Raw genomic sequence first — 16,470 nt, forward strand, 5'->3', positions numbered from 1 at the left:
GGTACCGCCGGTGCCTTCAGTCGCGCACCGGCTCCACATCAACCCGGTCCACCACGCCTTCGCGCTCGTCAAACACTTCCATGCTGACCGTAAAGCCCCAGAGTCGACTGAGGTGTTTGAGCACTTCTTTGGCCTCGCCGGTCAGCGGCCGGTCGCGCAGCCGGGTGTAGCGCAACAGCAGTGAGCGATCGCCCATGTATTCGTAGCGCTGCACCTGAATATCCGGCACCAATACGTCGCGGTTGTACTGCCGCGACAGCAGGCGACGCACTTCGCGATAACCGTCTTCATTGTGAATCGCTGCCACGGTCAGGTGATCGTCCTGATGCTGGTCGGCAATCGCAAAAAGGTGGAATTCGCGAATCAGCTTGGGGGACAAGTACTGAGCGATAAACGACTCATCCTTGTAATTGCGCATGGCAAAATCCAGCACCTCGCGCCAATCCTTGTCGACAATATCCGGGAACCAGGCGCGGTCTTCCTCGTCGGGCTCCTCACAGATGCGCCGCAGATCGCGGAACATGGCAAAGCCCAGCGCATAGGGATTCATACCGCTGTACGCCGGGTGATCGTAGCCCGGCTGCATGACCACATTGGTGTGGGATTGCAGAATCTCGAACATGAAGCCATCGTCGACCAAACCGCGATCATAAAGGGTGTTAAGCAGGGTGTAATGCCAGAACGTCGCCCAGCCCTCGTTCATTACCTTGGTCAGCCCCTGGGGATAAAAATACTGCGCGAGCTTGCGCACAATACGCACAATTTCCCGCTGCCAGGTCTCCAGCGTCGGCGAGTACTTCTCGATGAAGTACAGCAGGTTTTCCTGAGGCTCGGCGGGAAACGCCTTGCGCGATTTTTCCGGTGTATCCGCATCGTCTTTGGCGGAGCGCGGCAGAGTGCGCCAGATTTCATCGTACTGCTTGCGGGCATGCTCGGCGCGCTCGTGCTGACGCCGCAGTTCATCCTGGGCCGACAGCGGCGAAGGCCGATGGTAGCGGTCGACGCCGTGGTCCATCAGGGCATGACAGGCATCCAGCGTTTCTTCCACCTTGTCGATGCCATACTTCTGCTCACACTCGAAAATATACTTTCGAGCAAACACCATGTAATCGACAATCGCGTCGGCACTGGTCCACTGCTTGAACAGGTAATTGCCTTTGAAAAAGGAGTTGTGACCGTAGCAGGCATGAGCGATGACCAGCGCCTGCATGGGCATGCTGTTGTCTTCCATCAAGTAGGCAATGCAGGGGTCGGAGTTGATCACCAACTCATAGGCCAGTCCCCGCATGCCGCGCCGATAGGCCTCTTCATTGCGGATAAATTCCTTACCGTAACTCCAGTGGGTATAGCTGATCGGCAAACCGACTGAAGCGTAGGCATCGAGCATCTGCTCAGAGGCAATCACCTCGATCTGGTTGGGATAGGTATCCAGACCAAATTCAGCGGCGATCTTGGCGATCTCGCTGTCATAGCGCTGAAGCAGCTCGAAGTCCCAGTCGCCGCCGTGAGACAGCACGGATTCTTCTCGACGCGTGTTGGCAGTATTCATGCGGCCTCCCGCTGGAACAGCTCCCGAAGTACCGGATAAACATCACCGCGATGCATGACGCGAGCGAGGGCAAAGTTGGGATCGCGCAGCTGACTGTACGCCGCCGCCAGTGGTGTCACGCTGTTGGGGTTGTCCGGCACTTCAACATAAGAGAAGTAACGACACAGCGGCAGAATATCGGACTTCAAGCGCGAGGCACTGCGCTGGGGATCGCTGCCGAAAGCATCGCCATCCGACACCTGGGCACCGTAGATATTCCACTGCTCGCTGTCGTAGCGGTCGGCGATAATCTCCAGCATCAGATTCAGGGCCGACATGACCACGGTGCCGCCGGTCTGCGGATCGTGGAAAAAGGCTTCTTCGTCCACTTCTTCCGCATTGGAGGTATGGCGAATAAAGACCAGTTCCACCTTCTCGTACTTGCGGCTCAGGAACAGGTAAAGCAGTGTGAAAAAGCGCTTGGCGAGATCCTTCTTCTGCTCCGACATGGACGCCGACACGTCCATCAGGCAGAACATCACCGCGCGGCTGATCGGCTTGGGCTCCTTTACCTTGTGGCGGAAACGCAGGTCGTATTCATCCAGAAACGGCACACGGGCAATGCGATCCTTCAGGGCCTGAATCTCCTCGGGATCACCACCCTGTTCTTCCAGCAAGCGAAGTTCACGTTTGAGCGGCGCCGTCAGCGCAATTTTCCGCGCCATGGCGTTTTCCAGCGAGCGGCGCACTGACAGATTGGCCGGCACGCCACTGGGGGTATAGCCCGCCCGGCGCATGGTGAACTGACTGGCATCGCCCAGAACGGTGCGCGCCATCCGTGGCAGTTCGAGGTCGTCAAAGAACAGGTTCATGAACTCCTCTTTGGAGAGGGTAAACATGAAATTGTCCTGCCCGTTGCCGCCCTCGCCTTCGCCCTGGCCCTCGCCGTCTTCACCCTGACCGCTACCACCACCCTCCGGCTTGGCGATTTTGTCGCCCGTCGAAAAGCTGTGGTTGCCGGGATGCACCATCTCGCGATCGCCGCCCTGACCGATACGGAAGCGGGGTTCGGAAATATCCTTTACCGGAATTCCCACCTCGCCGCCGCGCCCCATATCGGTAATGGAACGCTTGGCTACCAGATCGGCAACCGCGCGCTTGAGCTGCGATTTGTAGCGCCTGATAAACCGCGCGCGATTGGTCGCATTCTTGTTACGGTCGTTCAGGCGCCGGTCAATAATCATCGACATTTTCGCCCCTTAATCCTTGCGGATATCAGCTTTCGGTCAGCCCGCCTTGCGCACGCGCAGATACCACTCAGACAGCAGCCGCACCTGTTTCGGGGTGTAGCCTTTTTCCACCATACGCGTGACAAAGTTCTCGTGTTTCTTGCGATCTTCATCCGAGGCTTTGGCGTTGAAGGAAATCACTGGCAGCAACTCTTCAGTGCTGGAGAACATTTTCTTCTCAATCACATCACGCAGCTTTTCGTAACTGGTCCAGTTGGGATTGCGGCCCTCGTTCTGTGCCCGCGCCCGCAGCACGAAGTTGACGATCTCGTTGCGGAAGTCCTTGGGGTTGGCGATACCGGCCGGCTTTTCGATTTTCTCCAGCTCGCCGTTCAGCGTCGCCCGGTCGAAAATCGCCCCAGTTTCCGGATCGCGGTAATCCTCGTCCTGAATCCAGTAGTCCGCAAAGGTGACGTAGCGATCGAAGATGTTCTGACCGTACTCGGAGTACGACTCCAGATACGCAGTCTGAATCTCCTTGCCCACGTATTCGGCGTAGCGCACCGCCAGCCAACCTTTAATGAACTCCAGATAGCGGCGCTGCACATCCTCCGGCAATTGCTCGCGCATGATGCGCTGTTCCAGCACATACATCAGATGCACCGGGTTGGCGGCGATTTCGGCATTGTCGTAGTTAAAGACCGCCGACAAGACCTTGAAGGCAAAGCGGGTAGAGATACCGTCCATGCCCTCATCCTGCCCCGCATAATCACGGTACTCCTGATAGGACTTGGCGGCCGGATCGGTGTCTTTCAGCGACTCGCCGTCGTACACCCGCATCTTCGAATAGATGCTGGAGTTCTCCGGCTCTTTCAGCCGCGACAGTACCGAGAACTGCGCCAGCATTTCCAGCGTACCCGGCGCACAGGGCGCCTCGGCCAGCGAACTGTGGCGCAGCAGTTTTTCGTAAATTTTGACCTCTTCCGACACCTGCAGGCAGTAGGGCACCTTGACGATGTACACCCGGTCGAGGAACGCCTCGTTGTGCTTGTTGTTGCGGAAACTCTGCCATTCCGATTCGTTGGAGTGGGCCAGAATCACCCCCTGAAACGGAATCGCCGAGAAGCCTTCCGTGCCCTTGTAGTTCCCCTCCTGCGTCGCAGTCAGCAGCGGGTGCAACATTTTGATGGGCGCCTTGAACATCTCCACAAACTCCAGCAAACCCTGGTTAGCCAGACAGAGGCCACCGGAGTAGGAGTAGGCATCAGGGTCGTCCTGGGCATAGGCTTCCAGTTTGCGAATATCGACCTTGCCCACCAGGGTGGAAATATCCTGGTTGTTCTCGTCACCGGGCTCGGTTTTGGTCACCGCCACCTGTTTGAGCACCGAGGGCTGGATACGCACGACTCGGAATTGGGTCAGGTCACCTTCATATTCGTCCAGGCGCTTCAGCGCCCAGGGGGATGACAAGCCGGTGAGGTAGCGGCTGGGAATACCGTACTCTTCCTCAAGTTGCGGGCCGTCGCGCTGCGGGTCGAACAAGCCCAGCGGTGATTCATTGATGGGGGAACCCTTGAGCGCATAGATGGGGTAGGCCTCCATCAGTTTTTTCAGGCGCTCGGCAATCGACGATTTACCGCCGCCCACCGGCCCCAGCAGGTAGAGCACCTGCTTGCGTTCTTCCAGCCCCTGCGCGGCGTGTTTGAAATAGGCGACGATCTGGGAGATCACGTCTTCCATGCCGTAAAACTCGGCAAAGGCGGGATAACGGGGAATCAAACGGTTGGAAAAAATCCGCGACAACCGCGGGTCGCTGCGGGTATCGACCAACTCCGGCTCGCCGATGGCTGCGAGCATTCGCTCCGCAGGAGTTGCATACGCAAGCGGATCAGAGCGACAAAGATCGAGGTAGTCGAGCAACGACATTTCCTCTTCTTTGCCCTTCAGGTATTGCTCTCGGACGTTATCAAGTATGCCCATTCTTGCAATCTCCTTTTCTGCTGAAACGCCACGTTACTGACAGTCTGTACGCAGTAGGCGTGACGACAGTTTCATGTGTTTGCCACTTCACTCTACTCCCTTACGCAATTGCCATCTACTTTGATTCTGTGTTCCAGCAATTCGGATGACCGTAACGCAAACAAGTATGAGTACCCGGCAATACAGGTATAAAACACAGTGACAACCGCAGGGGCCTGCTCACCGTCCGTGGAAAGATTCTGCGCGGAGGAGGCCCGTCGCGAGGTGTGCAAAAAGGGTTTTGCAAGATGGGCGCCAACTGTAATACGGATATTCAACAGGCGCGGCGAAGAGCGAGGATAACCGCCCGGCGCGGGCGGCATAAGGCGACTGTCAGTGTTCGATTTGACCGAGGTTGGCGTGAATCACCGCGCCGCTGACCACCGGCGATCTCGCACCAAAATGGAGCAGATCGGCAATTTCCGCCGGATCGATTAACCGCCCTGCCGACACATTGGTAGTAATCGCCGCGATGACGTCCGGATCATTATTGATGTGTCCACGCAGCATATCGGTGTCGGTGAAGCCGGGACAGATACAGGCACTGTGGATGCCGGTACCGGCCAGATCCTGCACGGTGGCGCGCATCAACCCTACCAGTCCGTGCTTGCTGGCAATATACGAGGCACAACCTTTCACCGCTTTTTCCGCCAGCGTGGAACCCACATACAAAATCGACGAGCCCGCCGCCATGTGCGGAATCAGCAATGCGTTGAGCTGCTGTGGTGCAACCAGATTAATCTGCAGCACATCCCGAAAACTTTCGCCCTGCAGTGAAGCAACCGTGTCGCTGTCCTGACGGGCCGCATTGTGGATCAGCGCTACCTGCTCCGCCGCTTTCGCTGCGCTGACCAGGGACTCTGCGCAGTCCGTCAGCCACGCCGGGGCTGACATATCCACAGAGCACTGCTCCGCGCCCGCCAAGGTAATGGGGCGCCGCGACAGGTTGATGACCCGATAGCCGTCGCCCAGAAAGCGCTCGGCAGTCGCACGGCCAATCCCCTGACTGCCGCCCGTAATAATCAGTAATTTGCTCACATTCTCTCCCACTGTGTTCAGTCCCGTGTCCAGCTCGCGGAGCCCCACTGACCCGGCCCTGAGGACACTTTCATCACCAGGCTGCTGATTTCATTGCCATCAATAAACGGCGCGTCCTCCAACAGGCGCTCCAGCAGGTAGCGGGCGAATTCCTCAACGGTGGTATTTCGCAGCGGAAGTACCAAGGTATCGGCCTTGATAAACAGCATTTCCTCACCGTTGAAGTGTGCACAATAGTAGTTGCCCTGCTCCGCAATCGTCAGATAGGGGGACTGCCCCGGCAACAGCACGTATTCATCCAGGGTTGCACAGAGCTTGCGCAGCCGCTTTTTTATCTCCACGTAGCTGAAGCACATGCCGTCATCGCCCACCTCGGCAGTCAGGTCGAGGCTGACACGAAAGTTGTGTCCGTGGAGACGCTCGCGATCGCTTGCAGAAAAAATGGTGAAGTGCGCTGCGGAAAACTTCAGGTCTTCCTTGGAAATCTCAATACAGGTGTGTCGTTTAATGGGCATTCGCCCCTCCCTTGTGCACGCTTTAGGCAGCGCGGCATTTATTATCGGCCTTTAATGATCACTCGCGGGCAAGCTCAGCGGTCGATCGCTATTATGCCAGTCACGCAGCGCACTCTGCAGCGAAGACAGCAGCACCTCCTCGTCCAGCCCTGTCGCGTCAACGCGGATATCTGCCGCCCGCTCGTAGCGCGGATAGCGCTCGGCAAACAACTCGTCCAAGCCGGTGCCCGGCGGGCAAGCCACGCCACGGGCAGCGAAATCCCCCAGGCGCGAGCGCAGCGCGTCCAACGGCACATCAATGAAAATAATCACCCCGCTGCGACGCAGGGCCGCCATGACCGCGTCGCTGTATACGGCGCTGCCGCCGGTTGCGAGCACCGCAGCGTGAAAATCCTCACTCAGCAAGGCCTGCTCCTCAACCTCGCGCAGCCCCAAATACCCCTTCTCTGCCAGAATCTCCGACAATCGACGCCCCTGCTTTTGCTCGATCAGCGCATCACCATCGATAAAGCGCAACCCCAGCGCCGCCGCAAGGCGTCGCCCCACCGTGGACTTTCCACAAGCAGGCATACCGATCAGACTGACGGAACTGTATAGACGGGACATCAGGGGAAACTCCTCGAATCAGCACATAGATTGCCACACGGGGAATCCGGCAAGCAAAAAGGTGGCCGGATTCGCCAGCATTCGGCCCGGCCCCGGCTTTTATCAGGCAGCGCAATCCTGTAGCATTTCGGCTCACATCACCACAGGCTAGGCCATGCAAACCCTGCACATTACCCGCCCCGACGACTGGCATATCCATCTGCGCGATGGCGATGCCCTGACCAGCACCGTAGACGATGCCAGCCGCTATTTTGGCCGCGCGATCGTGATGCCCAACCTGACGCCGCCCGTGCGCAACCTGGCTGAAGCCAGCGCCTATGAGCAGCGTATCCGCGCGGCCATACCCGCGGGCCGGGACTTCACCCCGCTCATGGTGTTGTATCTGACTGATATGACCCGACCGGAAGATATTGCCGAGGCCAAAGCCTCCGGGCTGGTTTACGCGGCCAAACTCTACCCGGCCGGTGCCACAACCAATTCCGACGCTGGCGTTACTGATCTGGATGGCCTGTGGCCAGTGCTGGCCGAAATGGAAAAACAGGGACTGCCCCTGCTGTTGCACGGTGAAGTGACCGATGCCGACATCGATATCTTCGACCGCGAAGCGGTATTTATCGAGCGCCACCTGAAGCGACTGGTCCATAGCTTCCCCGGCCTGCGCATTGTGCTGGAACATATCACCACAGCCGATGCTGCCGCCTTTGTCAGCGAAGCACCGGCCAATGTCGGCGCAACCATTACCGCCCACCACCTGCTGTTCAATCGCAACGATATGCTGGTTGGCGGTATTCGCCCGCACTACTACTGCCTGCCCATTCTGAAACGCAACCGCCATCAGCAGGCGCTGATTGACGCGGCGGCATCGGGCAGCCCCAAGTTCTTCCTTGGCACCGATTCGGCGCCTCACGGGCGTCACCGCAAAGAAGCTGACTGCGGCTGTGCAGGCTGTTATACCGCCAATGCCGCCATCGAGATGTACGCAGAAGCCTTTGAAGATGCGAAGGCACTCGACAAGCTTGAAGCCTTTGCCAGCTTCCACGGCCCCGACTTTTACGGCCTGCCGCGCAACAGCGACAAAATCACCCTGCAGCGAGAAGACTGGGTACTGCCGGAAAGCCTGCCGCTGGGCAGCGATACCGTTAAGCCTCTGCGCGCGGGCGAAACCCTGCGCTGGAAAGTGGTTTAAGCATGCCGATGAATGAAGGTAAAAGCCTGATCGCCCAGCGCTTTCGCGGCTTCCTGCCGGTGGTTATCGACGTGGAAACCGGCGGTTTCAACAGCCGGACGGACGGCATTCTGGAAATCGCCGCCACCCTGCTGCGCATGGACGATGCCGGTAATCTCGAACCGGATGAAACACTAAGCTACAACGTTGAACCCTTTGAAGGCGCCAATCTGGAAACCGCGGCCCTTGAATTTACGGGTATCGACCCCTATAACCCCAATCGCGAGGCCCACAAGGAAGTCACCGCCATGGGCGAGCTGATGAAGAAAATCCGTCAGCAGGTGAAGGCCCACGGCTGTACGCGCGCCGTGCTGGTCGGGCACAATGCCCACTTCGACTTGGGCTTTGTACTGGCCGCCATTGAGCGCAGCGGCATCAAGCGCAATCCCTTTCACCCCTTTTCGGTGATGGATACGGCCAGCCTGGCGGGCCTGGCTTACGGCCACACGGTTTTGGCGAAAGCCTGCCAGCTGGCCGATATTGCCTTTGACAACAGCGCGGCACACAGCGCCGCGTACGATGCCGAGAAAACCGCAGAGCTGTTCTGCCAGATCGTCAATCGCTGGCAGGATATGGGCGGCTGGCGCTGGGACTGAACTCCACTCCCGGCAGCACTCAAAGAATACTGAGAGATAAAACCTGCAGCGGCAACGATTGCAGGAAATCAAAACCCACAAAACGTCAGGAGAGACCCACAATGGCTTTTGAATTACCCGCACTGCCTTATGAAAAGAATGCTCTGGAACCCCATATCTCTGCCGAGACACTGGACTTCCACCACGGCAAACACCACAACGCCTACGTCACCAAACTGAACGAGCTGACTGCCGGCACTGAAAACGAAGGCAAGTCTCTGGAAGACATCATCAAGAGCGCCAGCGGCGGTCTGTTTAACCAGGCGGCTCAAGTATGGAACCACACCTTCTACTGGAACAGCCTGAGCCCCAACGGCGGCGGCGCACCGACCGGTGACCTGGCGGCCGCTATCGACAGCGCATTCGGCTCCTTCGACGCCTTCAAAGAAGCCTTCAATGCCAAAGCGGTTGGCAACTTCGGTTCAGGTTGGACCTGGCTGGTAAAAAACAGCGACGGCAGCCTGGAAATCGTCAACACTGACGACGCCGACACCCCCATTGCTCGCGACGGCCAAACGCCGCTGTTCACCGCCGATGTGTGGGAGCACGCTTACTACATCGACTACCGCAACGCGCGTCCCAAGTACCTGGAAGCATTCTGGAACCTGGTGAACTGGGAATTTGCTGCAGCGAATTTTGCAGCGTAACGGCAACGCCTGATGCTGAATGAAGAGCCTCACTCCGGTGGGGCTTTTTTATGCCTCGGCAATTTGGGTAAGTTTTTTCTGGCGATTGTTTCGCCCAGCAGGGCGAAACCCAATCCCCACCAAAAAACCATAAAAAAAGCCCGACCACCAAACGGCGATCGGGCCTTTCTACAGCTTATCCGGCGGCTAAAACCGCCAAATTAAGCGCATCACTTACAGCTTGTCTGAGTTCTCAGCCAGGTAAGCAGCAACACCTGTCGGTGACGCGTCCATACCTTTGTCGCCTTTGTTCCAGCCAGCCGGGCACACTTCGCCGTGCTCTTCGTGGAATTGCAGGGCTTCTACCAGACGCACCAGCTCGTCAACGTTACGGCCCAGCGGCAGGTCGTTGATCAGCTGTGAGCGGACCATGCCTTCTTTGTCGATCAGGAATGCGCCACGGAATGCAACACCACCTTCCGCTTCAACGTCGTAGGCACGGCAAATGTCGTGACGCACGTCGGCAGCCATGGTGTAAGTCACAGGACCGATACCACCATCTTTAATCGCGGTATTACGCCATGCGTTGTGCGTGAACTGAGAGTCGATAGAAACCGAAATCACTTCCACACCCAGCTCACGGAATTTATCCATGCGGTGGTCCAGAGCAATCAGCTCTGAGGGGCAGACAAAGGTGAAGTCCAGCGGGTAGAAGAACAGTACCGCGTATTTGCCCTTGGCTGCTTCGCTGAGGGTGAAAGAGTCAACGATTTCGCCGTTGCCCAGAACCGCTGCGCAAGTGAAGTCTGGAGCTGGTTTACCTACGAGTACACCCATGATGTTAACCTCCGGTTTTTTTAACTATGAATAAAGGTGCGAACGCACCCGATAAAAGGAGTAGACGGGCCATGATACACGCGCCCCCGGCCCAATCCCATTGAAAATTCCAATAGCCCCTATAGCAAAGCACTATGGAAGAATGACGAAAAAGTCACAAAGAGACAATTGACAAGCATTCTCATTTTCATTAATTTTAATACCCGTAGCACGCCCCATCGGACAGGCCGACTGGGAGCAACAGTAATGGGTGCATTAGATGTACGTTTGTCTCTGCAAAGGTATCACCGACTCACAGATTCGCGAGGCCATGGATAATGGCACGACCAGTTTTCGCGAGTTACGCCGTGAGCTGGATCTCGCCAGCCAGTGCGGCAAATGTGGATCGCTCGCCCGCAGTGTCTTCGATGCCCACCTGAGCAACTACGACGAATCCCTCTGCTACGCCGCCGCCTAGCGCGCCAAAGCAAGTGATAACGATTGGCTTTAAGTTTTCAATAAACTATAAAAATCAATAGCTTAGCTTGACTCCCCCGCCCTCCGCGTCCAAAATCCCTGTGTGTATTTTAATCACCCCGGAATAAAGGACTGCAGCGATGAAAGGCGACCCCCAGGTAATTGCCCATCTGAACAAAGCCCTCGGCAACGAGCTGGTGGCCATTAACCAGTATTTTCTGCATGCCCGCATGTATGAAGACTGGGGCCTGAAAGAGCTCGGCGAGCACGAGTACCACGAATCCATCGACGAAATGAAACACGCCGACAAACTGGTCAAGCGCATTCTGTTTCTCGAAGGCATCCCCAATCTTCAGGATCTTGGCAAATTGCTGATCGGTGAAAACACCAAGGAAATGCTGGAATGCGACCTCAGCCTTGAGCTGAAAGCCGTTCCCGACCTGAAAGACGGGATCAAGTATTGCGAGTCAGTCGCTGACTACATCAGCCGCGATCTGCTGCAAGATATTCTCGAGTCTGAGGAAGAGCATATCGACTGGCTGGAAACTCAGCTTGGCCTGATCGAAAAAGTCGGCATCCAGAATTACCAGCAATCGGTAATGGGTGAAGTGGGCGAGTAAACGCCTGCGTACCGGGCGGCGCATCGCCGCCCGTCTCTCTTACGTCGACTTCGCCGGCGACACGTACATGACAATTTCGGCTTCAAACACCGACTCTCCGCCGCGATTCTTCACATCAACAGTAACCGGTAGCTCCGCTTTCTTGCCAGGCTCAACCGTCGGCACCGTGGCATAGCCGCGCAACTCGCCTTTGGCGCGGGCTTTATACTTCACCGTCATACCGGAAGGAATCCAGCGCATCCCTTCCGGCATCGAAACCTCGCAGGCCAAGCCGCCAGCCACCTCGGCCAGATTACACAGCGCAATGGCATGCACACTGCCAAGGTGATTGTGCAGACTACGGCGCTCCTTAATGCGCACAATCGCAGCACCGACATCCAACTGCTCGAATTGCGGTGAGATGGTGGAGAAGTAAGGGGCTTTAAGACAGATCGCTCGAGAGAACAGGCGCTTCCCGCCAGGATACGCCGACAGCTTTCGCCAAAGTTTCAGTGTGGAATTCATCGCAGGCTCCAGAAACAAGAACCGCAACAGGCTAGCAGGGAGCGTGGCCGACGACATTGACCGCCAACGCGACAACACCTCGGCTTCTGGTCAATGTTCGCGATAGATCCAGCACAGACAAAAACGCCCGAGGACGACAGACGTCACTCGGGCGTTTTTACCGAGAGGCAATACCTAATTAGAAGCGCACGCGGATACCTGCATAAGCGGTGCGCGGCAGATTCACACGCGCGCCCGCAGGGCTGCGAGAGACAATGGCCTGCTCATCGAGCAAGTTGTCGATGCGAGTGTATACCTCAACACCTTCAGCCACCGGCATACTGGCCGCCAAATCCACCGTCACATAGCTTTCGGTGCTGCGGTAACGCTGATCGACATTGCGCTCGCAAAGATTGTCCACACACATGTCATCAAGGTAAGTCGCAGACAGGTAGGCCTTCTTGCCATCCGACGCTTCAACCCCAACACTGACATTCAGCACGTTTTCGGGCAGATAAGGCAGATTGTCACCCTTCAAAACACTGCCCGTATCGGAGTCCTGGGTAACTTCAGCGTCGGTATAGGTGTAAGACACCGTCAGCGGGAACTGCAGCGACGGCGTCTCCGCCAACAGAGCCTGCAGGCTCACTTCCAGACCTTTGATTTCCGATTGCCCGAAGCTCTCTGTACCTGAGTCGGCGCCGTTGCTACAGGGGTTGGCAACGGAACAGTTATTAACCGTATTCTCGTAGTCAGAGAAGAACGCGATAACATCGGCAGAAAAACGCTCTGAGCGATAACGACCACCCATTTCGTAGTTCAAGCTCTCCTCCGGACCCGTGCCGCGGGTTGCCCCGCCACCGGGAGGCGCAAAGCCCTCATGCACACCGGCCAGCAGTTGCCACTCGTCTGACAGCGCATAGGTGACGCCCAGACCTGCCATCACATCATCAACCGAATTCTTGCGCGTGCTGGCGATGGTATTGCGATCAAGATCGCCATAGCGGGCCTGCTTGGTATCAATATCTTCGCGACGCAGAGAAGCGGTGATATCGAGCTTGCCGATGGTCATGCGGTCGACCAGCCACAATGACAGGGCCTCCGCTTCGTCAACGCGGTTATCGCCAGACCCCGGCTGAATAACCGAGTCAAACTGGAGGCTGCCATTCACCTGGTTGTACACGGTGATTGGCTGGAAACGATCCACCTCATCTTCGTGGCGACGAATACCTAGCACCCAGTCATGACTCACGCTGCCGGTCTCAGCATTGCCACTCAGCTCAAACTGAACGCCACGTCCGAAATACTCGCGGGCATTGTCTTTAACCCGCACGTCGTTAGCATTTTGCGTACCTTCGAGAATCCCCAAGGCAGTGGCATCACCGCTGTTAGCCTTGTCAATCAGCGAGCCGATGCTGTCTGCACCAACGCGATCCAGCTTGAACCAGCTACGTTCGAAATCGTTGCGATACACCATACTGTTCAGTGCCAGCGACTCACTCAGCTCAATGCGATGACGCAGTACGACACCCGACTGCCGGGTATTCATCTGATCCTGCTCAGTCAGGCCATAGCGGCGGAATGGGTCGCGATCAAACTGCTCGTCGGTCACACCCAGGTAGGTCGCGTTTGATTGTTCTTCGGTGTAGTTAACTTTTAAATCCAACTGCTGCGGGTAGGCACTGCCTTCAGCACTGCGCCAGCGCAGTTTGGCAACATAATCTTCTTTGTCGTAACCCGTGTCCCGGTTGGAGCGATCAATACTCTTGAAGCCCAGCGTTTCTTCCTGATAACTCTCCAGCAGGAAGCCCCAGCTACCCTCGGTGGCGCCATAATATACATGGGATTTTTGCGAGCTGTTCTCGCCGATTTCGACGTTGACAAAGCCTTCCGCCATATCGGGAATCGGCGTGGAAATCAGGTTGATGGCACCACCTACGGTAAACGGTCCGTGGCGCAGCAGGTCGGGGCCCTTCAGCACTTCAATGCCAGACATACGACCGCTGGTGGGGAAATAATAAGCTTCGGGAGCGGCATAGGGTGCTGGCGCAATCAACACGCCATCTTCCATCATGGTGATCTTGCCGCTGCGACCACTGCCTGAGCCGCGAATACCAATATTGGCGCGCAGCCCGTAACCGTCTTCTTCTTGAAAATACACCCCCGGTACCTGCCGCACCATGCGGTGGATATCGGTGTACTCAAACTTTTCCAGTTCCAACTCGTCAACGACATAAGCGGAGCCCGCGAGCTTATCGAGGCGCTCTCCAATAATCGTGACCTGCTCTACCTTGAGACTCTCCGGCGGCGTACCCTGTTTCTGCGTCGCCACATCGCCCAGAGATGCCAGGGGCATGGCGGCAATCGCCACAGCTAGAGCTGTCTTTTTCACGTTACATTCTCCCAATCTCGAATATTCTTATCTGACATCCCTGCCGCTACGACACAACATCGCACCAAAGCGTCCTGAAGGCGGCGCAATATTAGCAAAGCCAAAAATAAAAAGAAACATTCTTATTCTCAATTTCAGTACGGATACGCAATTTGTGAACTTGCGGAGCAGGCAGACATAAAAAAACCCGGCAGATGCCGGGTTTCTTGGGTTCCGAGTAAGGAAGCGATCAGCTTTGAGCAGCTTGTTGTGCCGCTGTTTCCTTAATCAGCGTTTGCAGCTCGCCGCTCTCGAACATCTCGCAGATAATGTCACAGCCGCCGATCAGCTCGCCGTTGATCCAGAGCTGAGGAAAGGTTGGCCAGTTAGCGTACTCGGGCAGCTTGGCGCGAATATCGGGGTTGGCAAGAATATCCACAAACGCGAAACGCTCACCACAGCCCATCAGCGCTTGAGAAGCACGCGCCGAAAAACCGCACTGAGGCTGGTTGGGCGACCCCTTCATGTAAATCAGGATGGGGTTGTTGTCGATCTGCTGTTTAATTGCGTCGAGAGTTTCCATTGATCACCTGCCGTGTCGGCGTCCGGCATACCGAAGAAAAGAAATGAAGGCCCGGACAATTTCAAGGCGGCTATTTTAGCAATGTCGGCACGGAAAAGTCATGCGCCTTCGCGGACCACACCCCAGCCCCCGCCCCCGGGTGTCGCAATACTGAGGCGATCGCCGGGCTGTGCCTGCGCGCTGACTTTGCCCGGCAAGACATTCCCGTTCAGCCGATTCTCGCCCGAGACTCCCGCTTCACCGCCGTTCAAGCCCCAGGGCCGAACCCGCCGACGCTCGGTCAGCAGGGTAAAGCGCGCCGATGCGAGAAATTCAAACTCCCGAATCAAACCGTCGCCGCCGCGATGCTCCCCCGCACCGCCGCTGTGTCGCCGCAAAGCGTAACGCGTCACCCTCAAGGGGTAATGCATTTCCAGGCTTTCGATGGGCGTATTCAGCGTATTGGTCATATGGCACTGCACCGCGCTCAAGCCTTCGCCCTGACTGTGGCCGCCGCTGCCACCGGCCAGGGTTTCGTAATAGTGCCAGGGCTGGCCGTCCAGCGAGCCCATCGCCACATTATTCATACTGCCGTGAGCCGCCGCCGGAATCAGCTCGGGCACCGCCTGCGCCAGCGCGCCCAGTACCACATCGCAGGCACGCATGGACGTCTCCACGTTACCGGCAGCCACCGCTGCGGGCCGCCGGGCGTTGAGCAGCGAGCCTTCCGGCACCGTGAGTGTAATCGGACGAAAGAGCCCGGCGCAGACCGGCGCCTCCTCCGGCATCAGGCAGCGAAATGCGTAGTACACCGCCGCTGCCGCAACCGAGCGCGGACAGTTGATGTTGCCCTGCACCTGTGGCGCGGTGCCGCTGAAATCCACATGGGCGCGGCCATCCGCCAGGCGCAACGAGGCGCAGATCGGCAGGTCTTCGTGACCAAAGCCGTCATCGTCCATCACATCGGAAAAGTAAAATTCTCCAGCAGGCAATTCCCGCAGACGGTGCACAGACAGTTGCTCGGCGTAATCCTGAAGCTGCGACACCGCTACCTCGAAGGATAGCGGCAGCATCGACACCAGCTCGTCCAGTCGTTGCAGACCACAGCGATTCGCACTGAGCTGGGCGATGAAGTCGCCATGTTCTGAAGGGCCGAACCAGTCGTCCAGCAACTGCCGCTGCAATACGCCACCGCGCTGCAGCCGCGTGGGGGGAATCACCACGCCCTCTTCTTCCAGCGTCTGCGACAGCGGCATGGAGCCCGGCGTAGAGCCGCCAATATCCGCGTGATGTGCGCGATTGGCGATAAATGCCAGCAACTCGCCGTCGCGGAAATACGGCGCCACCACGGTCACATCCGGCAAGTGCGTGCCACCCAGGAAGGGATCGTTCAACACCAGCATATCGCCCGGCGCCCAGTCACAGGCACCAACAATATCCGCCATGGCGTAGGCCATGCTGCCCAGATGCACCGGAATATGAGCGGCCTGCGCGCACAGCTCGCCTCGCGCATCAAAGATGGCGCAGGAAAAATCCAGACGATCCTTGATATTCGGCGAAAATGCCGCGCGCTGAAGTACTGCCCCCATCTCTTCGCACACCGCCTCGAGTCGGCTGACAAACAGGCCCAGCTGCACCGGATTCAGGGTTTCAGACATCACACGCTCACGTCATTACTACGAAAGCGCCATTATCCCCAAACGGGGGCGCCGGTGAAACG

At 57.3% G+C, this 16,470-nt stretch carries 16 protein-coding genes; 5 read left to right on the top strand and 11 right to left on the bottom strand.

Annotation, left to right across the window (positions count from 1 at the left end):
- Nucleotides 1–16: 16 nt before the first annotated feature.
- The 6 genes from AC5DB9_RS06685 to AC5DB9_RS06710 form a co-directional block, all read right to left on the bottom strand.
- A complete protein-coding gene (locus tag AC5DB9_RS06685; RefSeq protein WP_022958116.1) occupies nt 17–1,549 on the bottom strand; it encodes a SpoVR family protein in 1,533 nt (510 codons plus the stop codon).
- Nucleotides 1,546–2,778 (bottom strand): YeaH/YhbH family protein, encoded by a 1,233-nt coding sequence (locus tag AC5DB9_RS06690; RefSeq protein ID WP_273009788.1) that lies wholly within the window; start codon nt 2,776–2,778, stop codon nt 1,546–1,548. Before AC5DB9_RS06690 ends, AC5DB9_RS06685 begins: the two co-directional genes overlap by 4 nt.
- Before the next feature lie 36 nt (nt 2,779–2,814).
- The gene (locus AC5DB9_RS06695; RefSeq protein ID WP_022958118.1) at nt 2,815–4,737 is read right to left on the bottom strand and encodes a PrkA family serine protein kinase; all 1,923 of its coding nucleotides are present in this window, start codon (nt 4,735–4,737) and stop codon (nt 2,815–2,817) included.
- Between the two features lie 372 nt (nt 4,738–5,109).
- Complete coding sequence (locus AC5DB9_RS06700) at nt 5,110–5,814, bottom strand: SDR family NAD(P)-dependent oxidoreductase (RefSeq protein WP_273009789.1); 705 nt, start codon at nt 5,812–5,814, stop codon at nt 5,110–5,112.
- Nucleotides 5,815–5,831: 17 nt separating this feature from the next.
- Nucleotides 5,832–6,329, bottom strand: coding sequence for a 6-pyruvoyl trahydropterin synthase family protein (locus AC5DB9_RS06705; RefSeq protein ID WP_022958120.1), 498 nt, complete (start codon nt 6,327–6,329; stop codon nt 5,832–5,834).
- 51 nt (nt 6,330–6,380) lie between these two features.
- Complete coding sequence (locus AC5DB9_RS06710) at nt 6,381–6,935, bottom strand: shikimate kinase (protein ID WP_273009790.1); 555 nt, start codon at nt 6,933–6,935, stop codon at nt 6,381–6,383.
- Nucleotides 6,936–7,089: 154 nt separating this feature from the next.
- Here AC5DB9_RS06710 and pyrC point away from each other — a divergent pair, with 154 nt between their 5' ends.
- The 3 genes from pyrC (at nt 7,090) to AC5DB9_RS06725 (ending at nt 9,442) form a co-directional block, all read left to right on the top strand.
- Nucleotides 7,090–8,121, top strand: a complete 1,032-nt coding sequence (pyrC, locus tag AC5DB9_RS06715) for a dihydroorotase (RefSeq protein WP_273009791.1) — start codon at nt 7,090–7,092, stop codon at nt 8,119–8,121.
- Between the two features lie 2 nt (nt 8,122–8,123).
- Nucleotides 8,124–8,756, top strand: a complete 633-nt coding sequence (rnt, locus tag AC5DB9_RS06720) for a ribonuclease T (protein WP_273009792.1) — start codon at nt 8,124–8,126, stop codon at nt 8,754–8,756.
- 101 nt (nt 8,757–8,857) lie between these two features.
- Nucleotides 8,858–9,442, top strand: coding sequence for a superoxide dismutase (locus AC5DB9_RS06725; protein WP_022958124.1), 585 nt, complete (start codon nt 8,858–8,860; stop codon nt 9,440–9,442).
- 213 nt (nt 9,443–9,655) lie between these two features.
- Here the strand turns inward: AC5DB9_RS06725 and AC5DB9_RS06730 are convergent, their stop codons facing one another.
- The gene (locus tag AC5DB9_RS06730; RefSeq protein ID WP_022958127.1) at nt 9,656–10,258 is read right to left on the bottom strand and encodes a peroxiredoxin; all 603 of its coding nucleotides are present in this window, start codon (nt 10,256–10,258) and stop codon (nt 9,656–9,658) included.
- A 259-nt stretch (nt 10,259–10,517) separates the two neighbouring features.
- On the opposite strand from AC5DB9_RS06730, the gene AC5DB9_RS06735 reads away from it, so the two are divergent.
- Together AC5DB9_RS06735 and bfr are read left to right on the top strand one after the other, a co-directional pair.
- Nucleotides 10,518–10,715 (top strand): bacterioferritin-associated ferredoxin, encoded by a 198-nt coding sequence (locus AC5DB9_RS06735; RefSeq protein ID WP_022958128.1) that lies wholly within the window; start codon nt 10,518–10,520, stop codon nt 10,713–10,715.
- Between the two features lie 139 nt (nt 10,716–10,854).
- Nucleotides 10,855–11,334 (top strand): bacterioferritin, encoded by a 480-nt coding sequence (gene bfr / locus AC5DB9_RS06740; protein WP_022958129.1) that lies wholly within the window; start codon nt 10,855–10,857, stop codon nt 11,332–11,334.
- Between the two features lie 39 nt (nt 11,335–11,373).
- Here bfr and AC5DB9_RS06745 read toward each other — a convergent pair whose 3' ends face one another.
- From AC5DB9_RS06745 to AC5DB9_RS06760, 4 genes are all read right to left on the bottom strand, one after another.
- Nucleotides 11,374–11,838: a hotdog fold domain-containing protein gene (locus AC5DB9_RS06745; protein ID WP_273009795.1), complete on the bottom strand. Its 465-nt coding sequence runs from the start codon at nt 11,836–11,838 to the stop codon at nt 11,374–11,376.
- A gap of 178 nt (nt 11,839–12,016) precedes the next feature.
- Complete coding sequence (locus AC5DB9_RS06750) at nt 12,017–14,209, bottom strand: TonB-dependent receptor family protein (RefSeq protein ID WP_273009796.1); 2,193 nt, start codon at nt 14,207–14,209, stop codon at nt 12,017–12,019.
- A 229-nt stretch (nt 14,210–14,438) separates the two neighbouring features.
- Entirely contained in the window at nt 14,439–14,771 is a 333-nt protein-coding gene (grxD, locus tag AC5DB9_RS06755; RefSeq protein ID WP_022958132.1) for a Grx4 family monothiol glutaredoxin, read from the bottom strand.
- 98 nt (nt 14,772–14,869) lie between these two features.
- Nucleotides 14,870–16,408, bottom strand: a complete 1,539-nt coding sequence (locus AC5DB9_RS06760; protein ID WP_273009799.1) for a hydantoinase B/oxoprolinase family protein — start codon at nt 16,406–16,408, stop codon at nt 14,870–14,872.
- Nucleotides 16,409–16,470: the final 62 nt, after the last annotated feature.

The organism is Spongiibacter sp. (assembly GCF_984394615.1).

Excerpts from the sequence above, each read along its gene's own strand:
- AC5DB9_RS06685 (WP_022958116.1), bottom strand. The coding sequence starts at position 1,549 with ATGAATACTGCCAACACGCGTCGAGAAGAATCCGTGCTGTCTCACGGC.
- AC5DB9_RS06690 (WP_273009788.1), bottom strand. The coding sequence starts at position 2,778 with ATGTCGATGATTATTGACCGGCGCCTGAACGACCGTAACAAGAATGCG.
- AC5DB9_RS06695 (WP_022958118.1), bottom strand. The coding sequence starts at position 4,737 with ATGGGCATACTTGATAACGTCCGAGAGCAATACCTGAAGGGCAAAGAA.
- AC5DB9_RS06705 (WP_022958120.1), bottom strand. The coding sequence starts at position 6,329 with ATGCCCATTAAACGACACACCTGTATTGAGATTTCCAAGGAAGACCTG.
- AC5DB9_RS06710 (WP_273009790.1), bottom strand. The coding sequence starts at position 6,935 with ATGTCCCGTCTATACAGTTCCGTCAGTCTGATCGGTATGCCTGCTTGT.
- pyrC (WP_273009791.1), top strand. The coding sequence starts at position 7,090 with ATGCAAACCCTGCACATTACCCGCCCCGACGACTGGCATATCCATCTG.
- rnt (WP_273009792.1), top strand. The coding sequence starts at position 8,124 with ATGCCGATGAATGAAGGTAAAAGCCTGATCGCCCAGCGCTTTCGCGGC.
- AC5DB9_RS06725 (WP_022958124.1), top strand. The coding sequence starts at position 8,858 with ATGGCTTTTGAATTACCCGCACTGCCTTATGAAAAGAATGCTCTGGAA.
- AC5DB9_RS06730 (WP_022958127.1), bottom strand. The coding sequence starts at position 10,258 with ATGGGTGTACTCGTAGGTAAACCAGCTCCAGACTTCACTTGCGCAGCG.
- AC5DB9_RS06735 (WP_022958128.1), top strand. The coding sequence starts at position 10,518 with ATGTACGTTTGTCTCTGCAAAGGTATCACCGACTCACAGATTCGCGAG.
- bfr (WP_022958129.1), top strand. The coding sequence starts at position 10,855 with ATGAAAGGCGACCCCCAGGTAATTGCCCATCTGAACAAAGCCCTCGGC.
- AC5DB9_RS06745 (WP_273009795.1), bottom strand. The coding sequence starts at position 11,838 with ATGAATTCCACACTGAAACTTTGGCGAAAGCTGTCGGCGTATCCTGGC.
- grxD (WP_022958132.1), bottom strand. The coding sequence starts at position 14,771 with ATGGAAACTCTCGACGCAATTAAACAGCAGATCGACAACAACCCCATC.
- AC5DB9_RS06760 (WP_273009799.1), bottom strand. The coding sequence starts at position 16,408 with ATGTCTGAAACCCTGAATCCGGTGCAGCTGGGCCTGTTTGTCAGCCGA.